16 protein-coding genes are annotated in these 18,965 nt (G+C 61.3%); 4 read left to right on the top strand and 12 right to left on the bottom strand.

Annotated elements, in window-relative coordinates; translation table 11 throughout:
* Nucleotides 1–15 precede the first annotated feature (15 nt).
* Both astC and ACQ4W6_RS09170 read right to left on the bottom strand, forming a co-directional pair.
* Entirely contained in the window at nucleotides 16–1,257 is a 1,242-nt protein-coding gene (gene astC, locus ACQ4W6_RS09175; RefSeq protein WP_436566879.1) for an acetylornithine/succinylornithine family transaminase, read from the bottom strand.
* A gap of 141 nt (nucleotides 1,258–1,398) precedes the next feature.
* Nucleotides 1,399–2,343, bottom strand: coding sequence for a GlxA family transcriptional regulator (locus ACQ4W6_RS09170; protein ID WP_436566878.1), 945 nt, complete (start codon nucleotides 2,341–2,343; stop codon nucleotides 1,399–1,401).
* A gap of 133 nt (nucleotides 2,344–2,476) precedes the next feature.
* Between ACQ4W6_RS09170 and ACQ4W6_RS09165 the strand changes: the two genes are divergently transcribed.
* The 3 genes from ACQ4W6_RS09165 to ACQ4W6_RS09155 all read left to right on the top strand — a co-directional run bounded on the left by ACQ4W6_RS09165 (nucleotide 2,477) and on the right by ACQ4W6_RS09155 (nucleotide 4,255).
* A complete protein-coding gene (locus tag ACQ4W6_RS09165) occupies nucleotides 2,477–2,911 on the top strand; it encodes a MarR family winged helix-turn-helix transcriptional regulator (protein ID WP_436566877.1) in 435 nt (144 codons plus the stop codon).
* Between the two features lie 48 nt (nucleotides 2,912–2,959).
* Nucleotides 2,960–3,244 (top strand): hypothetical protein, encoded by a 285-nt coding sequence (locus ACQ4W6_RS09160; RefSeq protein ID WP_034745526.1) that lies wholly within the window; start codon nucleotides 2,960–2,962, stop codon nucleotides 3,242–3,244.
* Between the two features lie 162 nt (nucleotides 3,245–3,406).
* Nucleotides 3,407–4,255, top strand: a complete 849-nt coding sequence (locus ACQ4W6_RS09155) for an HDOD domain-containing protein (RefSeq protein ID WP_436566876.1) — start codon at nucleotides 3,407–3,409, stop codon at nucleotides 4,253–4,255.
* Nucleotides 4,256–4,383: 128 nt separating this feature from the next.
* Here the strand turns inward: ACQ4W6_RS09155 and ACQ4W6_RS09150 are convergent, their stop codons facing one another.
* From ACQ4W6_RS09150 to queA, 7 genes are all read right to left on the bottom strand, one after another.
* On the bottom strand, nucleotides 4,384–5,010 hold the full coding sequence (locus tag ACQ4W6_RS09150; protein ID WP_436566875.1) for a glutathione S-transferase family protein: 627 nt from the start codon (nucleotides 5,008–5,010) through the stop codon (nucleotides 4,384–4,386).
* An 85-nt stretch (nucleotides 5,011–5,095) separates the two neighbouring features.
* Nucleotides 5,096–5,797 carry a helix-turn-helix transcriptional regulator gene (locus ACQ4W6_RS09145; RefSeq protein WP_436566874.1) on the bottom strand — a complete coding sequence of 234 codons (702 nt, stop codon included), beginning with the start codon at nucleotides 5,795–5,797 and terminating at the stop codon, nucleotides 5,096–5,098.
* Between the two features lie 121 nt (nucleotides 5,798–5,918).
* Nucleotides 5,919–6,941: a protein translocase subunit SecF gene (gene secF / locus ACQ4W6_RS09140; protein WP_436566873.1), complete on the bottom strand. Its 1,023-nt coding sequence runs from the start codon at nucleotides 6,939–6,941 to the stop codon at nucleotides 5,919–5,921.
* Nucleotides 6,942–7,055: 114 nt separating this feature from the next.
* On the bottom strand, nucleotides 7,056–8,921 hold the full coding sequence (gene secD / locus ACQ4W6_RS09135) for a protein translocase subunit SecD (protein WP_436566872.1): 1,866 nt from the start codon (nucleotides 8,919–8,921) through the stop codon (nucleotides 7,056–7,058).
* Between the two features lie 95 nt (nucleotides 8,922–9,016).
* Nucleotides 9,017–9,346 carry a preprotein translocase subunit YajC gene (gene yajC, locus ACQ4W6_RS09130; RefSeq protein WP_436566871.1) on the bottom strand — a complete coding sequence of 110 codons (330 nt, stop codon included), beginning with the start codon at nucleotides 9,344–9,346 and terminating at the stop codon, nucleotides 9,017–9,019.
* A gap of 196 nt (nucleotides 9,347–9,542) precedes the next feature.
* Complete coding sequence (gene tgt / locus ACQ4W6_RS09125) at nucleotides 9,543–10,682, bottom strand: tRNA guanosine(34) transglycosylase Tgt (protein WP_436566870.1); 1,140 nt, start codon at nucleotides 10,680–10,682, stop codon at nucleotides 9,543–9,545.
* Between the two features lie 2 nt (nucleotides 10,683–10,684).
* Nucleotides 10,685–11,740: a tRNA preQ1(34) S-adenosylmethionine ribosyltransferase-isomerase QueA gene (queA, locus tag ACQ4W6_RS09120; protein ID WP_436566869.1), complete on the bottom strand. Its 1,056-nt coding sequence runs from the start codon at nucleotides 11,738–11,740 to the stop codon at nucleotides 10,685–10,687.
* Nucleotides 11,741–12,169: 429 nt separating this feature from the next.
* On the opposite strand from queA, the gene recG reads away from it, so the two are divergent.
* On the top strand, nucleotides 12,170–14,272 hold the full coding sequence (gene recG / locus ACQ4W6_RS09115) for an ATP-dependent DNA helicase RecG (protein WP_436566868.1): 2,103 nt from the start codon (nucleotides 12,170–12,172) through the stop codon (nucleotides 14,270–14,272).
* 5 nt (nucleotides 14,273–14,277) lie between these two features.
* Here recG and ACQ4W6_RS09110 read toward each other — a convergent pair whose 3' ends face one another.
* The 3 genes from ACQ4W6_RS09110 to ACQ4W6_RS09100 are packed head-to-tail and all read right to left on the bottom strand — an operon-like array spanning nucleotide 14,278 to nucleotide 18,953.
* Nucleotides 14,278–17,592: a DEAD/DEAH box helicase gene (locus tag ACQ4W6_RS09110; RefSeq protein ID WP_436566867.1), complete on the bottom strand. Its 3,315-nt coding sequence runs from the start codon at nucleotides 17,590–17,592 to the stop codon at nucleotides 14,278–14,280.
* Between the two features lie 21 nt (nucleotides 17,593–17,613).
* The gene (locus ACQ4W6_RS09105) at nucleotides 17,614–17,739 is read right to left on the bottom strand and encodes a hypothetical protein (RefSeq protein WP_436566866.1); all 126 of its coding nucleotides are present in this window, start codon (nucleotides 17,737–17,739) and stop codon (nucleotides 17,614–17,616) included.
* Nucleotides 17,739–18,953: an MFS transporter gene (locus ACQ4W6_RS09100; protein WP_436566865.1), complete on the bottom strand. Its 1,215-nt coding sequence runs from the start codon at nucleotides 18,951–18,953 to the stop codon at nucleotides 17,739–17,741. The genes ACQ4W6_RS09105 and ACQ4W6_RS09100 overlap by 1 nt, the downstream gene beginning before the upstream one ends.
* Nucleotides 18,954–18,965 lie beyond the last annotated feature (12 nt).

The raw sequence follows: 18,965 nt of genomic DNA, 5'->3' as shown, positions 1-18,965 counted from the left end.
GGAGCGAGGCTAGCCTCAGGCTTTCAGCATGCCGTCGACGGCGACACGCAGCAAGCGGCCCGCTTCGGCAATCTGCTCGTCCGAGACGATCAGGGCCGGTGCCAGGCGCACCACATCCATGCCGGCGATCAGCACCATCAAGCCTTGCGCTTCGGCCGCTTTCTGGATGTCTTTCGCGCGGCCCTTCCAGGCATCGCTGACTACCAGGCCCAGCAGCAAACCGCTGCCGCGCACCACCGAGAACACTTGCGGGTAATCCGTGATCAAGCCTTGCAGCATGGCGATGGTGTTGATGCTGGCTTCCTTGACGCGCGCCAGGAAAGCTGGCGTGTTGATCGTTTCCAGCACCTTCAAGGCCACGGTAGCGGCCAGCGGGTTGCCGCCGTAGGTGGTGCCATGGGTGCCGACGGCCAGGGTTTGCCCCAGTGCATCGGTGGTCAGCATGGCGCCGATCGGGTAGCCATTGCCCAGCGCCTTGGCGGCCGTCAGGATGTCCGGCGTGACGCCATAGCCCATGTATGCGAACAACGCGCCAGTGCGGCCCATGCCGCACTGGACTTCGTCGAAAATCAGCAGGGCGCCGGTCTTGTCGCACAGGGCGCGCAGCTCCTTGAGGAATTCAGGATTGCCCGGCACGACGCCGCCTTCGCCTTGCACCGGTTCGACGATCACGGCGCATACGTCGTCACCGATGGCGGCGCGCGCCGCTTCGATGTCGTTGTAGGCGATATGGTCGATCGATGGCGGCAGCGGCTCGAAGCCTTCCGTGTACTTGGCCTGGCCGCCGACGGACACCGTGAACAGGGTGCGGCCGTGGAAGGAACTGAAGCACGAAATGATGCGCGACTTGTGCGCGCCAAACTTGGTGTGCGCGTATTTGCGCGCCAGTTTCAGGGCCGCCTCATTGGCTTCCGCGCCGGAGTTGCAGAAGAAGGCACGGTCGGCGAAAGTCGCTTCCGTCAGTGCCAGCGCCAGGCGCAGCACGGGTTCGTTGGTGTAGCCGTTGCCCAAATGCCACAGGCTGTTGATTTGCTTGGTCAGCACGTCGACCAGGGCCGGATGGCAGTGGCCCAAGCTGTTGACAGCGATGCCGGAGGTGAAATCGAGGTAATGCTTGCCCGATTGGTCCCACAGATCCAGGCCGGCACCGCGCACGGGCACCATGGCAGCGGGAGCATAGGTAGGAACCAGGACCTGGTCAAAGGTTTCCCGGGTGACTGGACGAGCCGTTACGGTCGATTCAAGCTTGGCATTCATAGCATTTCCCCATCAATATGTTAGGTACTCCCGCAGCTACGACAGCTACGTGTGTACAGCATTATAAAAAGCGGGATGCTAAAACTCTTTTGAATCTGCGACAAGGATTTTCACAATTCATCACAGCTGGCATTGCGCCGGCTAGGCCGGAGGCATGAGCTTTCTTTGCCGCTCTTCACGGGGGGTATTGCCAAACAGGGTGCCAAAAGCCGTGGAAAAGTGCGAACCGGACGAAAAACCACACATCAGCCCCACTTGCACGATAGAATAATGCGTATCAAGCAACATTTTCCTGGAGCGTTGCAAGCGCAGCTCCAGGTAGTAGCGCGACGGCAGGCTACCCAGGTATTGCTTGAACAGCCGCTCCAGCTGGCGCCGCGACAGTCCCACCAGGCTGGCGATATCATCGGTCGACAGCGGCTCCTCGATATTGGCCTCCATCAAGGTGACCGCTTCGGACAATTTCGGCTGCAGCACGCCGAAACGCGCCTGCAGGGCCACGCGCTGGCGCTCTTCCTTGCCACGCACCTTGTCCACGCACAGCGCTTCCTTGACCAGCGCCTGCACGTCGGCGCCGAATATGGTCTCGATCAGGGTCAGCGAAAAGTCGATGCTGGCCGCGCCGCCGCAGCAGGTGATGTGCGGGCCGTCGATATCGAACAGGTGCGGCGTCAGGATGGCGCGCTCGGCCTTTGCTTCCGCGTCCGCATACAGGGCCCAGGGCAAGGCGATGCGCACGCCATCCATCACGCCCGCATCGGCCAGCCACAGCACGGCGGCGCCCACGCCGCCCCAGAACGGCGCCGAACGGCACCGCTCGATCACGGCACGGCACAGCTCTGCGCGCAGGGGTGCCTCCGTTTCATCGGCCACCAGCAGCGCGATATGCCAGTTGCCGCCCTGCTGGGCCACTTGCTCGGGTGTGCGCACATCGAGCTGCAAGGCATCCGGCCCCAGCGCGCGTGCGCACAGGCGCAGCGGCTGCACCAGGCCGGCCCAGGTGATCGACTCGGCATCGCCGGCATGCACCAACAGCAAACGCAGCGGTTTGTCGAGGCCGATACGGGAAAGATTAGCGAAAGACATCGGCGGGGCAGAGTCGGGGCAAGGGCTGAGTTGCCCACATGATACCGGACTTCAGCCCCAGCGAACCCCTCATGCAATAGCGCGCTGTGGCGCAGCGGAAAAAAAGCGGGGCGGAAGGATATAATCACACCCCATGGGTGAACGATATTTAAAAAGTATCCGGCTGCTGGCCGAATGCATGCAAGACTTCGAGCGGTTTTCAGGCGACTTCGTGCGCCAGTACGGCTTGACGCATGCGCAATTCGACATCATTGCCACGCTCGGCAACACCTCTGGCATGTCCTACAAGGAGTTGGGCCAGCAAACCCTGATTACCAAGGGCACCTTGACGGGCGTGGTGGACCGCCTGGAACAAAAGGGGCTGGTAATACGGGAACGTTGTCCTCGCGACAAGCGCTCCTACTTCGTGCGCCTGAGCTGCGAGGGTGAACAACTGTTCCAGGACGTGTTCCCCAAGCTGACCAGGCAAGGCCAGCGCCTGTTTGCCAATTATACGGACGACGATTTCAGTCGCCTGGAAACGACCCTGACGGGCCTGAAACGCGCCATTGCTAACGGTCACAGCTGAAAATTCACCAAGCACAGATTCAAATTCAAACAAGACAAAGGAAACAAGTTGAAAACCTCCCTGCTCGAAGGCAAAAAGCCCGCTCATTTCGATAAGCACATCATCGGCAACCTGTTGCTCAACGCCAGCACGCCTGAGCTGGTGCGCCAGGAAAAGCTGATCATCGGCGTACGCAATGAAGACGGCGAAATCTACCGCCTGATCGGCGCTACCAAGCACAACAGTTTCATGAACGCCGTCGAAGAATTGTTCGACCTGGGCCTGACCGATGAACTGGAAGACAGCGACGAACTGGTCGAAGGCTGCGATGCCATTTTCAGCGAAGCTGACTAAATAGCCATCTCTGCAAAAAGGGCATGCCGCTGATCCAGCGGCATGCCCTTTTTTCGTTTGTGGGGCTTTACTCGCCATTTGCGTGCTTATTTGCGTGCTTGCTGGCGAAAAGATCACGCTTAAAAAGTTCCGTACGGAAATATTGCGAGTATAATTTTTTCAATGAATAGACTCGACGCCTTTAAAAGTATCGCTGCACTTGCCGGTCGCGGCGAGCTCACTTTCCCCGCCAATGTGGACGCTTCGCTCAAGCTGCAGCAGGCGCTGGCCGATCCCGATTGCCATATCGAAGCAGCCGCCAAGCTGGTGCAGGCCGACCCGCTGCTGGCGGCGCGCACGGTGGCGATTGCCAACTCGGTTGCCTTCAACCGTTCCGGCAACGAAATCACCAGCGTGCGCAATGCCGTGCAGCGGCTCGGCGTGCGCACCTTGCAGTCGGTCGTGGCGTCGCTGATCGTGCGCCAGTTGGGCAGCACGATCACCGACCCCGTGCTGCAAGCCAAGGCCAACCAGTTGTGGGAGCATACGGCCCATGTGGCGGCACTGGCGCAGGTCATCGCGCGCCGCGTCACCAAGGTCGATCCTGATACGGCCCTGTTTGCCGGCATCATGCATGAAGTGGGCGGCTTTTACATGCTGTCGCGCGCGGCCGAATTTCCCGGCATCCTCGACGGCGAACCGCAGGACTGGATCGAACATGGCGAACAAGCCATCGGCCACGGCGTATTGACCAAGCTCAAGGTGCCAGAAGCGGTGATGCAGGCCATCGATGCGCTGTGGGAAGGCTTGCGCGCCATCCCGCCCGAATCGCTGGGCGACACCCTGCTGCTGGCGAACGACCTGGCGCCGGTGGCCTCGCCCCTGAATGAAAATCCTGCCGCCATCGCCGTGCGCACCGCCCGCGCCGCGCGCAGCATCGACTGCGTCATCGGCGATGACGCGACCCTGTCGAGCATCATGGAAGAATCGGACGACGAAGTGCAGTCACTGCTGAAGGTGCTGGTGCACTAATCTGTGAACAAAAAAAACCCGCTCGAAAGCGGGTAAAGTCCAAAGCTAGGGATGTCCTGAAAGAGACAAGCCCATCTTATGCCCAGCGCAGCAACGACTCCGTGCGCTGGCACACTTAGCGCACACATTTATCGGGCAGTCAGGTCCACTTCCGTTTCTTGCCAGGCACGCAGTTGCCGCACGCGTGCAAACCAGGCCTGGATATGCTGATACTGCCCCAGCGGCAGCTGCACCGCCTCGCTGTACATCAGCGGCGCGGCCACGCCAAAATCGGCCAGGGTCAAGGCATCGCCACTGAGCCAGCTGCGCCCCGCCAGATGCGCGTCCAGCACAAGGGCACACTCAGCCAGTTCGCGCTCGCCGCGCGCCACTTCCAGCCGATCCGCTGGGCCGCCGCCCGTCATGCCCTTCCACGCGCGTTCCCAGGCCAGCACGCCGATGGCCGGCGCAAAGTGCTGCGCGGCCCAGAACAGCCAGCGGTTGACGTCGGCGCGCGTCTGCGGCACCAAAGGATAGATCGTCTGGCCCGGCACTTGCTCGGCCAGGTATTGCATGATGGCGCACGACTCCCACAGCAGGAAATTGCCATCGGCCAGCACGGGCAGCTTGCCGTTCGGGTTCAGTTCGGCCAGGCGGCGGCGGTCATCCGCATTCATCAGGTCGACTTCGGCCAGTTCCAGGGGCAAATCGAGGTGGATCGCCGTCATCAGGGCGCGGCGGGCATTCGATGACATGGGGTGGTGGTACAGGCGCATGATGCAAGACTCCGGTGAGTGAAGAAGCCACCATCGTAGGGCCATGCACTGACAGTTTTTGTCAGGAGCCTGCCTGCCGCGACACCTACCCTTCCGGGTCGATAGCGTACATTTTTCGCCAGGTATCGAGCAGCGCATGGCGGCGCGTGGCATAGCGTTCGGCATGCTGCTGCACGCTGGCGATGCGGTCGATGCGGAAATGGCGATAATCACTGCGCAGTTCGCACCAGGCCGCCAGCAGGCGCTTGCCTTCAAAAAAGGCCAGGGCGAACGGCCATACCGTGCGCTGCGTGACGCTGCCGTGTTCGTCCTGGTAGCCCAGTGTCAGCTTCTGTTCATGGCGGATGGCCTCGCGCACCGGCTGCACATAGCGGTCGGCCGGTTCCGTGCCATCGGCGGGGCGGCCCAGCGGCACCCACAAACTGGTGTCGGCCATGCTGTCGCGCAGGTCGCGCGGCGAGGCGGCGGCGATCTTCGCCAGGGCAGCTTCGGCCGCCTGCGCCAGGCCCGCATCGCCCTGGCGGCGCACCCAGCGCGCACCGAGCACCAGCGCTTCGAGTTCATCAGGGCCGAACATCAGCGGCGGCAAGAAGGAACCACGGCGCAGCACATAGCCAATGCCGGCCTCGCCCTGCAGCGGCGCGCCCAGTTCGGCCAGGGTCTGGATGTCGCGGTAAATCGTACGTTCGGACACGCCCAGCTGTTGCGCCAGTTGGGCCGCCGTGACGGGCACCCGTTTCGCACGCATGGCGTCCATCAGCAAGAACAGCCGGCCGCTGCGGCTCATGGGCAGTCCCGCAAGGCTCGGTCGCCCATCAATAAGAAACGCTTCATCGTCATCCATTACCAAAAAAAAACGACCACCGCGAGGGTGATCGTTCTTCAATTCCACATGCAACAAGCTGCGCTTACACCACTGCGCCGTCAGTTTCGTCTTTTTCCTTGACCGGCTTGATCAAGTCTTCGCGCTTCACGCCCAGCCACATGGCAATCGATGCCGCCACGAACACGGACGAGTAAATACCGAAGCAGATACCGATGGTCAATGCCAGGGCAAAGTGGTGCAGCGTCTGGCCACCGAAGACCAGCATCGACAGCACCATCATCTGCGTCGAACCGTGGGTGATGATGGTACGCGAAATGGTGCTGGTGATCGCGTTGTCGATCACTTCATGTACGCTTGCCTTGCGCTGCTTGCGGAAGTTTTCGCGGATACGGTCAAAGATGACCACCGATTCATTGACCGAGTAGCCCAGCACCGCCAGGATCGCCGCCAGTACCGTCAGCGAGAATTCCCACTGGAAGAAGGCGAAGAAACCCAGGATGATCACCACGTCATGCAAGTTGGCGATAATCGCCGAGACGGCGTATTTCCACTCGAAGCGGATGGCCAGGTAGATCATCACGCCAAGAATCACCATCACCAGCGCGTTCAAGCCATTCTGCGCCAGTTCCTCGCCCACTTGCGGGCCGACGAATTCGACTTTCTGCAAGACGACCGCCTCGTTGCCGGCGGCGTCCATGCACGCGCTCTTGAGCACATGCTCACCCTTGTCGGTGACGGTATCGATGCCCTTGGTCGTGCCTTGCTCGGCCTTGCACAGTGCTTCAAACACGCGCTGCGAGCTGTTCGCGGCGCTGACGCCCTTTTCCACCGGCAGGCGGATCATCACGTCGCGCGCCGTATCGAAGCTGGTCACGCCCGGCTCTTCATAGCCCATGCCGATCAGGGTGCCGCGTATGCTTTCGAGGTTGGCCGCTTTCGGGTACTTCACCTCCATCACGGTGCCGCCCTTGAATTCAACGGACAGGTGCAAGCCCTTGTGCACCAGGAAGAACACGGCGGCAATGAAGGTCACCGCCGAAATGACGTTGAAAATCAACGCATGGCGCATGAAGGGAATATCTTTTTTGATGCGGAAAAATTCCATGAAATCCTCTGAGTTCTGTTCTGTGCGTCCGGCGGCTGTGCCACCGGACGCTATCGCTGTTGACGCTCGCTGTTGACGCTATTAGGTTGGGCTGGGCCGTCGCTTACTTGTCGCTTACTTGCTGGCGTCCGGTACCCAGACCGTGCCGATCGACAAGGTGGTCAGCTTTTTCTTGCGGCCATACCAGAGGTTGACCACGCCGCGCGAGACGAAGACGGAGGAGAACATCGAGGTCAGGATGCCCAGGCAATGCACCACGGCAAAGCCGCGCACCGGACCGCTGCCGAAGGCCAGCAGGGCGACACCGACGATCAGGGTGGTCACGTTCGAGTCCAGAATCGTGGCCCAGGCGCGGTCGAAGCCGGCGGAGATCGCCGCTTGCGGCGTATTGCCGGCGCGCAGCTCTTCGCGGATACGTTCATTAATCAAGACGTTGGCGTCAATCGCCATACCCAGCGCCAGCGCGATAGCGGCGATACCGGGCAAGGTCAAGGTCACCTGGATCATCGACAGCAAGCCGATCAGCAACAACAGGTTCGAGGCCAGGGCCAGCACGCTGAAGGCACCGAACAGCATGTAGTAGGCGATCATGAAGATGGCGATGGCGATGAAGCCGTACAGCGTCGAGTGGAAACCCTTGGCGATATTTTCCGCGCCCAGTTGCGGTCCGATCGTGCGTTCTTCGATGACGCTCATCGGTGCCGACAAGGCGCCCGAGCGCAGCAGCAGCGCCAGTTCGTTGGCGTTTTCCGCACCGCCCATGCCGGTGATCTGGAAGCGCGAACCAAGTTCCTGCTGGATGGTTGCAACCGACAGCACTTCCGGCTTGCCCTTTTCAAACAGCACGATGGCCATGCGCTTGCCGACGCGTTCGCGCGTCGCTTCGCGCATCTTGCGCCCGCCGTCGCCGTTCAGGTCGATCGATACGGCCGCTTGCTGGTTCTGGTCGAAGCTGGCTGTGGCGCTGGAAATATAGTCGCCCGTCAGGATCACGTCTTTCGACAGTACGACAGGTACGCCCTTGCCGACGGTAAACAATTCCGAATTGAACGGGATGGCGCTCGACAGTTCGGTGCCAGGCACGATGCCTTCATCGACCAGGCGCACTTCCAGCGTCGCCGTACGGCCGATGATGGCTTTCGCACGGGCGACGTCTTGCACGCCAGGCAGTTGCACCACGATACGGTCAGGACCTTGCTGCTGGATCAGTGGCTCGGATACGCCCAGCTCGTTGACGCGCTTGGACAGGGTAGAGATATTTTGTTTCACGCCTTCATCGATGGTGGCCTTCAGGGCCGCCGGCTTCAGGGTGATGTTCAGTTTCAGGTCGCTGCCTTCGCCCGCATCGGCAAAGGCCAGTTCCGACATCTGGTCGGACAGCACATTTTTTGCCTTCAGGCGCGTTTCCGCGTCGCGGAAGTTGATCTGGACGCTGTCGCCCACGCGCTCGATGCCGGCGTGGCGGATATTCTTGTCGCGCAGCACGCTACGCGCGGCGGACTGGACGCCCTGGATTTTCTTGTTCAGCACGGCTTTTGCATCGACCTGCATCAGGAAGTGCACGCCACCGCGCAAATCCAGGCCCATGTACATGGGCAAGGCATGCAATTTTTGCATCCACAGCGGGGTATTGGCTTGCAGGTTGACCGTCACGATATATGCGGGGTCGCTCGGATCCATGTTCAGATCCTTTTCCAGCACCAGTTTTGCCTTGAACTGGGTATCAGGATCGGCGAAACGCACGCGTACGGAGACGAGGTTGCCGGCGCCGTCCATGGTGACACCTTCCGACTTGACGTTCTCTTTCGTCAATATTTGATCGACTTGCGTCATCAGCTCGCTCGTCACTTTGACGGTCGACTTGCCACTGGTTACTTGCAGCGCCGGTGATTCACCGAAATAATTGGGCGCCGTATAGAGTGCGCCCAGCAATAAGGCGACGACGATGATGATGTATTTCCAGGCAGGATAGCGATTCATATTGATTCAGCGTTCAGTGTTGAGCGTCGGAGGCGTCGCGAGGGGCGGCCGATAGCCGCCCCGGTCGTCATTACCTTGATAATGACAGCGAGGAATTACAGTGCCTTCAGGGTGCCTTTAGGCAGCAAGGTCGTGATGGAGCTCTTTTGCACGGTGACTTCAGTGCCGGTTGCCACTTCGATGGTGACGTAAGCGTCCACTACCTTGACAACACGGCCCAGCATGCCGCCAGAGGTGACGACTTCGTCACCCTTGCCCAGCGCGTCCATCATCGCCCGTTGTTCTTTGGCGCGTTTTTGCTGTGGACGGATCATCAGGAAATACATGACCACGAACATCAATACCAGCGGCAGGAAGCTGGTCAGGTTGCCGCCGAAACCCAGGGCGTCGGTCGATTGCGCATAAGCGTTGGAAATGAAAAACACGGTGACTCCAGTTCTAATCAGTTTGAAAAAATAGCGCTGTATTCTAGCATTGGCTATACGTCATAACCCGAATTGCAGGCATAGCAACTTTATATGGGGCTAAAAAAGCATTATGCAATGCTTTATCGCCCCAGACCAAGCACCAATGCATAAAACATCATGCCACGGCGCCAGCACCCTTGGCCCTAAGTGATTCTTAAGTTCCGCGCGCGCGTTCGGCGTGGAATTGCAGCGTAAATGCGTGGAAACGGTCTTCGTCCAGCGCTTCACGCATCTGGCGCATCAGGTCCAGGTAGTAATGCAGGTTGTGGATGGTATTGAGACGCGCGCCGAGGATTTCCTTGGAGCGGTGCAGATGGTGCAGATACGCGCGCGAGAAATTGCGGCAGGCGTAGCAGCTGCATGTTTCATCGAGCGGCGCCTGGTCTTCCTTGTACTTGGCATTCTTGATCTTGATATCGCCAAAACGGGTGAACAGCCAGCCATTGCGCGCGTTACGCGTCGGCATGACGCAATCGAACATGTCGATACCATTCGACACGCCCGCCACCAGGTCTTCCGGCGTACCCACGCCCATCAGGTAATGCGGCTTGTTGGCCGGCAGGCGCGGACCCACGTGGGCCAGCATGCGCATCATGTCTTCCTTCGGCTCGCCGACTGACAGGCCGCCGATGGCGATACCGGGGAAATCGATCTCTTCCAGCTTGGCCAGCGATTCATCGCGCAGCATCTCGAACATGCCGCCCTGCACGATGCCAAACAGCGCATTCGGGTTTTCACCGCGCTGGAACTCGTCTTTCGAGCGCTGCGCCCAGCGCAAGGACATGCGCATCGACTTGGCCGCTTCCTCGAGGGTGGCCGGGCGGCCCTCAATCTCATAAGGCGTGCATTCGTCAAACTGCATGACGATGTCGGAATTCAAGACGCGCTGCACCTGCATCGACACTTCCGGCGACAGGAACAGCTTGTCGCCGTTGATCGGCGAATTGAAATGCACGCCCTCTTCCGTGATCTTGCGCATGGCGCCCAGCGAAAACACCTGGAAACCGCCCGAATCCGTCAAAATCGGCTTGTTCCAGCCCATGAAACCATGCAAGCCGCCGAATTTCTCCATGACGGTATTGCCTGGACGCAACCACAAGTGGAAGGTATTGCCCAAGATGATCTGTGCATCGATCTCATTGAGCTCCAGCGGCGACATCGCCTTGACGGTGCCGTAAGTGCCCACTGGCATGAAGATCGGCGTCTGCACGACGCCATGGTTCAGTTTCAAGGTGCCGCGGCGTGCCTTGGTCAGGCCGCTCGTGTCGGTCTTGAGAAGGGTAAATTCCAGCATGGTCAGTCTTTCACGGGAGTATGAAGGTTCAGCGGAGCGCGCGATTGCGTGGTCAGCAGCATCGCATCGCCATAGCTGAAGAAACGGTAGTTCTGTGCGATCGCGTGCGCGTAGGCGCTGCGGATCGGCGCATAGCCGGCAAAGGCCGACACCAGCATCAGCAGGGTCGATTTCGGCAAATGGAAGTTGGTGATCAGGCGCGTCACCGTTTTAAAAGCATAGCCGGGCGTGATGAACAGGGCCGTATCGGCGCTGCCGGCCACCAGCTGGCCGCTTTGCGAGGCCGATTCCAGCGCGCGCAGGCTGGTCGTGCCGACGGCCACCACGTCGCGTCCAGCCAGTTGCGTGGCGCGCACGGCGTCCACGGTTTCCTGCGCCATGGTGTACCACTCGGTATGCATCTTGTGCTGGGACAGCACTTCGGTGCGCACGGGCTGGAAGGTGCCGGCGCCCACGTGCAGCGTCACATAGGCAAAATTGACGCCCTTCGCTTTCAGCTGGTCGAGCAGGGCCTGGTCGAAATGCAGGCCCGCCGTCGGCGCAGCCACGGCGCCCGGTACCTTGTTGAACACGGTTTGATAGCGCGTCTCGTCGAACTCGTCCGCGTCGTGCTCGATGTAGGGCGGCAGCGGCAGGCGGCCATGCGCCTCGATCAGCTCGAACACGTCGGCATCGAAGTGCAGTGTAAAGAATTCGCCGGCGCGCTGCCCAACGGTCACATCGAAGGCATCGGCCAGGCGGATGCGGCAGCCGGGCGGCGGCGACTTCGAGGCGCGCACCTGGGCCAGCACGGTGCGCTCGTCGAGCACGCGCTCGACCAGCGCCTCGATCTTGCCGCCGCTTTCCTTGACGCCGAAGAAACGCGCCTTCAGCACGCGCGTGTTGTTCATCACCAGCAAGTCGCCGGCCTGCAACAGCTCGACGATATCGGCAAAGCTGCGGTCTATCGGGGTGTCGCCGTCCAGGTGCAACAGGCGCGAGGCGCTGCGCTCGGCCAACGGAGTTTGCGCAATGTTTTCTTGCGGCAAATTAAAATCGAAATCGGAAAGCGAATACATGCGTTTTTGCTTCAAAAGTACATCAAAAATGATTAGGAGTGCGCAACTGAACATCTGGCACTATACTGTGCGCCTATACAGGCATTACAATAATCCGCCGCAACAATATATGACTGCGGTACGCACAGGGTGTGCCGGACAACCCTCTATTTTACGCTAAGTAGGTCGTGGGAAATTATTGTGAAGTTATGACGAACAGAACCGGATGGTGCAGCAGGAGTTTCGCGGGACAAGTCCCGCGCCTGCGTAACGGTACTGCCCCTTGACGGGCAGTACTCCCGCAAAGGCGTCCGTTGCGACGCAGTGCGAGCACTGCTAGCAGCGGGCAACGCCGCAGAGCGCCGGTTATGGCAGTCAGAAATTATAATAATTTATTACGACTTACTTAACGGCACCCAAACCTGCGCTAACGGTACCAAAACCTTGCATATGCCCGATCCAAAGCCCGATCTTCCTCCCACAGCCAAGCCCGCCGCGAAGCCGAAAGCCGCCAAAAAAGTGGTGAGTACGGAAAGCCGCTTGGCCAAACTGGGCTTGCGCACGGATATGGATCTGGTGCTGCACCTGCCGATGCGCTATGAAGACGAGACCCGCGTCTACACCATACGCGACGCCTGCCTGCGCGGCGGCGAATCGTGGCAAGTCGAGGGCGTCGTCACCAAGTGTGAAGTCAATTTCAAGCCGCGCAAGCAATTGCTGGTGACGATCGCCGATGAAACGGGCAATTTATTGCTGCGTTTCATGAATTTCTACGGCAGCCAGGTCAAGCAACTGGCCGAAGGCACGCGCGTGCGCGCCCGGGCCGAACTCAAACACGGCTTTTTCGGCGCTGAAATGGTGCACCCGACGTATAAGGTTGTCAACGAAGGCGCACCGCTGCCCACCGCGCTGACGCCCGTGTACCCGTCCGGCGAAGGCCTGTCGCAGCACGTCTTGCGGCGCGAAATCGCCGAAGCCATGCGCCGCATCGACTGGCACGACACGTTGCCGGAACATCTGCTGCTGCAGATGCAGCTGTCGCCATTCCAGGCTGCCGTGCACCTGCTGCACTATCCGCCGCAGGACATCGATGAAAGCGCGCTGATGGACCGCTCGCATCCGGCCTGGGTGCGCATGAAGTTCGACGAGCTGCTGGCGCAGCAGCTGTCGCTGAAACGTGCCCAGCGTGCGCGCCGCTCGAAAGGCGCTGCATCGTTGCCTGTCGTGGGCGCCTTGTCGCAGGCCTTCGGCGCCGCCCTGCCCTTCAAGCTGACGGGCGCGCAGGCGCGCGTGCTCGACGAAATCCGCGCTGACCTGCGTCAGCCATATCCGATGCAGCGCCTGCTGCAAGGAGACGTCGGCAGCGGCAAGACGGTGGTGGCGGCCCTGTCGGCCACGCAGGCCATCGACAGCGGCTACCAGGCCGCGCTGATGGCGCCCACGGAAATTCTGGCAGAGCAGCACTTTCGCAAGATCGCCGCCTGGATGGAGCCGCTGGGCGTGAAGGTGGCCTGGCTGACGGGCAGCCTGAAGAAAAAGGAAAAGACCGCCTCGCTGGCCCTGATCGAATCGGGCGAAGCGCAGCTGGTGATCGGCACGCATGCGCTGATCCAGGATAACGTGCAGTTCGCCAAGCTGGGCCTGGTAATCGTCGATGAGCAGCACCGCTTCGGCGTGGGCCAGCGCCTGAGCCTGCGCAACAAGGGCGACAGCGCGGCCGTGCCGCACCAGCTGATGATGTCGGCCACGCCGATCCCGCGCACCCTGGCCATGACCTATTACGCCGACCTGGAAGTGTCGGTGATCGACGAACTGCCGCCCGGACGCAGCCCCATCGTCACGCGCGCCATCGACCAGAACCGGCGCGACGAAGTCATCGCCCGCGTGCATGCAGCCGCGCTGGAAGGCCGGCAGGTGTACTGGGTCTGCCCACTGATCGAGGAATCGGAAGCGCTGCAGCTGCAGACGGCGACCGACACCTGCATGATGCTGGCCGAAGCCCTGCCAGCGCTGCAGGTGGGTCTGGTGCACGGCCGTTTGAAGCCGGCGGAAAAGCAGGAAGTGATGGACGCCTTCATCGCCGGCCATATCCACGTGCTGGTGGCCACCACCGTCATCGAGGTGGGCGTCGATGTGCCGAACGCCTCGCTGATGGTGATCGAGCATGCCGAGCGCTTTGGCCTGTCGCAGCTGCACCAGTTGCGCGGACGCGTGGGGCGCGGTTCGGCGGCCAGCGCCTGCCTGCTGCTGTATCAGGGCCCGCTGGGCGGCGTGGCGCGCCAGCGCCTGATGACCATGCGCGAAACGACAGACGGCTTTGAAATAGCCCGCCGCGACCTGGAAATCCGTGGCCCCGGCGAGTTTCTCGGCGCGCGCCAGTCCGGCCAGGCCATGCTGCGCTTCGCCGACCTGGAAACGGACCAATGGCTGGTCGACCAGGCGCGCGACCTGGCGCACGAGCTGCTGTATGCCACCACGGCGGCAAGTGCAGCCACCGTGGAAGCGCACCTGGCACGCTGGCTGGGTGGAAAAGAAGAGTTCTTGAAAGTGTAAACGCCTTACAGCGGGGCGAAAATAGCCTGCAAATCGTCGTGCGTGATCGCCAGCGCTTGCACCGAACCCTGGTCCAGCACCGCGTTGGCCAGTTCGGCTTTACGCCGCTGCATCTCCTGGATTTTTTCTTCCAGCGTGCCTTTGGCGATCAATTTATAGACAAACACCGGCTTGTCCTGGCCTATGCGCCAGGCGCGGTCAGTGGCCTGATTTTCAACCGCTGGATTCCACCACGGATCGTAGTGGATCACGGTATCGGCAGCGGTCAGATTCAGGCCAACCCCGCCCGCCTTCAAGCTGATCAAGAAGATCGGCACCTTGCCCTGCTGGAAGGCAGCGACCTGAGCGCTGCGATCCTTGGTCTCGCCCGTCAGCAAGGCGTAGACGATGCCGCGCGCGCGCAACTGCTCTTCGATCAGCGCCAGCATGCTGGTAAATTGCGAGAACACCAGCACTTTCCGGTCTTCGTCCCGCAAGGCTTCCAGCATCTCCATCAACGCAAGCAGCTTGGCCGATGGCGCGCTGCCTTTCTTGTCGGCGCCCGCCACCAGGCGTGGATCACAACACACCTGGCGCAACTTGAGCAAGGCTTCAAGAATCACGATCTGGCTGCGTGCCAGGCCTTTCGCGGTGATCGCTGCACGTACCTTTTTATCCATCGCCAGGCGCACCGTCTCGTACAGATCGCGCTGCGCGCCGGCCAGTTCGACTTCGCGCACCATCTCTGTCTTGGCCGGCAACTCCTTGGCTACCTTGTCCTTGGTACGGCGCAGCAAGAAGGGCATGGTGCGGCGAATCAGGAAAGCATTGCGCTCGCCATCACCGAGCTTTTCTATCGGTTTGCGGAACTCCGCATTGAAGGCCTTTTCCTCGCCCAGCAAACCCGGCATCAGGAAATGGAATTGTGCCCACAACTCACCCAGGTGATTTTGCAGCGGCGTGCCGGTCAGGCACAAGCGATGCGTCGCCTGCAGCAAGCAGGCCGTTTGCGCAGCCTTCGAGCGGTTATTTTTGATGTATTGCGATTCATCCAGGATCAGCAAATGAAAGCGCTGGCCGCGCAAGATTTCTTCGTCGCGCGGCAGCAGCGCATACGTGGTCAGCACCAGGTCGTACTGGCCCATCTGCTCGAAATGCTGCGCCCGCTGCGGCCCGTGCAGCAGCAGCACCCGCAAGCCTGGCGCAAAGCGCGCCGCCTCGGCCTGCCAGTTGCCCATCAGGCTGGTCGGCGCGACCACCAGCGCCGGCGTCGTCAAACGCCCCGCCTCTTTTTCCAGCAAGATGTGAGACAGGGTCTGGATGGTTTTCCCCAGTCCCATGTCATCGGCCAGGATGCCGGCGAAATTGTACTCGCGCAGGAACTGCATCCAGGCCAACCCTTCTGCCTGGTAGGGGCGCAAATTTGCTTGCAGGCCGGCCGGCGCAGCCACTTGGACAATGCCGTCGAAACCGCGCAGTCTGGCGCCCAGTTGACGCAGCCGCTCGCCTCCGGTCCAGCGCATTTTCGCACTCGCTTCCAGTTCGGCCAGGCGCGCCGCATCGAGCACAGGCAGGCGCAACCCCTCGCCGATACGCTCCTTGAAGTACAGCTCGCCCAGGGTATGCAGGATGGGTTTGATACGGCTCCACGGCAAGGCCACCTTGATGCCGCCTGGCAGACTGGCAATCAGGTGTTCGGCATCGTCGTGCAGGGCCAGCACGGCCGGATCGAAGTGATCCGGCGCCTCGCGTATCCATTGCAGCAGCACCGGCAGCAAGGGCACGCGCTGCCCGTTGATGACGATACCCAGTTCCAGTTCGAACCAGGCGCTGCCACCCTCGCCGTCTTCCGCCACATCGGCATACCAATCGTCAATCGATGCCAGATCGTAGCGGTAACCGGGACCATATTCGATCAGCCAGCCCTGCTGGCGCAAGGCAGGCACGCCGTGCGCGGCAAAATCGAGCCAGGCGGCCTGGCTCGGCATTTGCAGGATGCCTGCCACCGACTGCAGCGCCGATATGCTGGCATCAGGGGCGACAAAACCGCGCGCATGCAGGCTGCTCATGGCAGCCTTTTCAGCATCCATATCGCGCTTGATCGTCTCGTTGCCGTTGGCAGTATGCCGCTGCAGCTTTTGCGCCGCATCGGCCGAAGCGCGCATGCCGTCATAATCAAACGCCAGCAGTGCGAAGTCGTGCGGTGGCGCGCTGGCGGTGTCGCTATCGATGCCAGCCAACAGCAGGAAAGGACGCGCCGCGAGATCGCGCCTGACAATCTTGCGCGGCGCTGGCGGCGGCGCAACGAACCGTTCCAGCCCTTGCGCCATCAGTTCGCGCGCCAGTACGGCACGCTGTTTTCCGGCGACGCGCGGCGCGCTGGCCACCAGCGCGCTCAGTTCGTTCGGCGCCAGGCCAGCCAAGCCTTCGGGCAGGTTCAGCGGCCCGATTTCTCCGGCCTGAACAAACATCGCCGGCTCCGTCGCCAGTACATGTTCCAGCGGCGCGCCGTCGTCAAGCTCCCAGCGCAGCACCACGCTGTCGTCGTCTTGTACGGCCCAGGCCAGGCGCGCATGGCGCGCACCAGTCGCCTGCATCGGGGTCAGCTGGCCAGCCTTCAGCGCATCGCGCGTGGCGGCGCGGAACAGCCGCTGCCCTTGCATCAGGTCCTGCAACAGCTCGGCGCCGATGGCACCGCGCACATCGGCAACGGCGGTGGAAAACTCGGAGCCTCCGCGCAGCAGGAAAAACAGATGCGCAGAATAGCGATCAGCCGCCGTCACATACGCCGGCGGGTGATGACGAATATCGTAGAGATTGGCCAGCACGGAGACGGATGCAATGGCGCCGCCGGCGCGCAACCGTGCGCGGCACAGCAACAGCTCCAACCGCCCGGAAGAGTTTGGCATCAGCACATACACCAGGCGATACATGGCTTGCGCCGTAGCGCCGGCACGCTTGACTACAGGCTTTGGCGCAACGGCCTGCGCCAAGCCGCGCAGCCAGAAAAACAGCGACGGCGACAGCCCATCCTCAGGTACGGCAGCGGGCTGTTCCGGCGTCAGCTCCAAATGGTGCAGCAAGACCGCCACCACATGCTTGCAGTTGTAATCCATGGGACAGCTGCAATCGCCGTCGAAATGCACGCCGCGCGGGCCTGGCTTGATCCGCACCGATTGCCGGTAGCTTTGACTGCCGCTCCCGCTAACCTTGCCTTTGATCTCATCGCCATCGACCGTGACGGCCAGCACCTTGCCGCGGCGCGCATAATCACGGCCGCGATTCAAGGTGCCCGCATCAAAACTGGCGGCAACATCGGCCGCAATAAAAGGGGAAATCAAATCAGCTATCCTCAAATTGACCTACATGCACATCCAGAAACGGTTTGCCAGGTCCAGCATGAAGTCAGGCCGCAGATACGCCGTGAAGACGATGGCCAGCAACGCGGCGCAAGCCAAGCGCCATAGCCAGGTGCGCCAGGAATCCATTACGCAGCCACCGCCGCACGCTTGACCGCGCGCTCGTCGATGGGCAGGTTGATCAGCGCGGCCAGCAGGCCCAGGACGATGGTAATCAGCCATACGGCGTGGTACGTTCCCTGGTGCTCGTACAGATAGCCGCCCAGCCACGCGCCGAGAAAACTGCCCACCTGGTGCGAGAAGAACACCATCCCGGCCAGCATCGACAAGTGCTTCACGCCGAAGATGCCGGCGATGATACCGTTCGTCAGCGGCACGGTCGACAGCCACAGTACGCCCATGCCAGCGGCGAACAGGTACACCGACCACGCCGACAATGGCGCCAGCAGGAATAGCGTAATGACCACCGCGCGGGCCACGTAAATGGCCGACAGCAGATAGCGTTTGGCGATTTTTCCACCCAGCTTGCCCGCATAGTAGGAGCCGATGATGTTGAACAGTCCGATCAGCGCCAGCGCCGTGACGGCGATGTTCGGATTCATCAGGCCTTGGTCCTTCAGGTAGGCCGGCAAATGCACGCCGATGAAGATCAGCTGGAAGCCGCAGACAAAATACCCTGCCAGCAGCAGCCAGAACGAGCGGTTGCCGACTGCCTCGCTGAACGCGGCGCCGATGCTTTGCTGCGGGCCGCTGGCGTGCGTCACAGGCGGTTCGCGCAAATAAAACGCCATCGGTATCATCGCCAGCAACACCAGCGCGGCCAGCACATAAAAGGCGTTTTGCCAGCCCACGGCGGAAATAAGCTGCTGCTCGACCGGCATCATCAGGAACTGGCCGAACGAACCGGCCGCCGAGGAAATACCGAAGGCCCATGAGCGCTGCTCGGGCGGCGCGCTGCGGCCGATGATGCCGCTGATGGCGCCAAAGGCCGTGCAGGCCATCGCCAGGCCGATGAAGACGCCAGAGCCGGCGATGAACAGGGTCGAATGCGTCACGAGCGCCATCCACACCAGGCCCGCCATATAGCTGATGGCGCCAATGATGACGACGCGCATGGTGCCGAAACGGTCGGCGGCCATGCCGGCGAAGGGACCGAAGACGCCCCACATCAGGTTTTGCATGGCCAGCGCCAGCGAATACGTTTCGCGTGTCCAGCCATTGGCTTGCGAAATCGGCTGCATCCAGAAACCCAGGCCATGGCGCACGCCCATCGCCAGGGTCAGCACGACGCCGCTGGCAATCAGGACGGTTTTCAGGCTGGGACGGGAAGAATGCGTGGTCATGGATGGTTCCTG

It is taken from the genome of Janthinobacterium woesei (assembly GCF_051380875.1).
Taxonomy (GTDB): Bacteria; Pseudomonadota; Gammaproteobacteria; order Burkholderiales; family Burkholderiaceae_D; genus Janthinobacterium.
The sequence above is the reverse complement of the archived record's forward strand: the minus strand, read 5'-3'. Positions and strand labels throughout refer to the sequence as shown.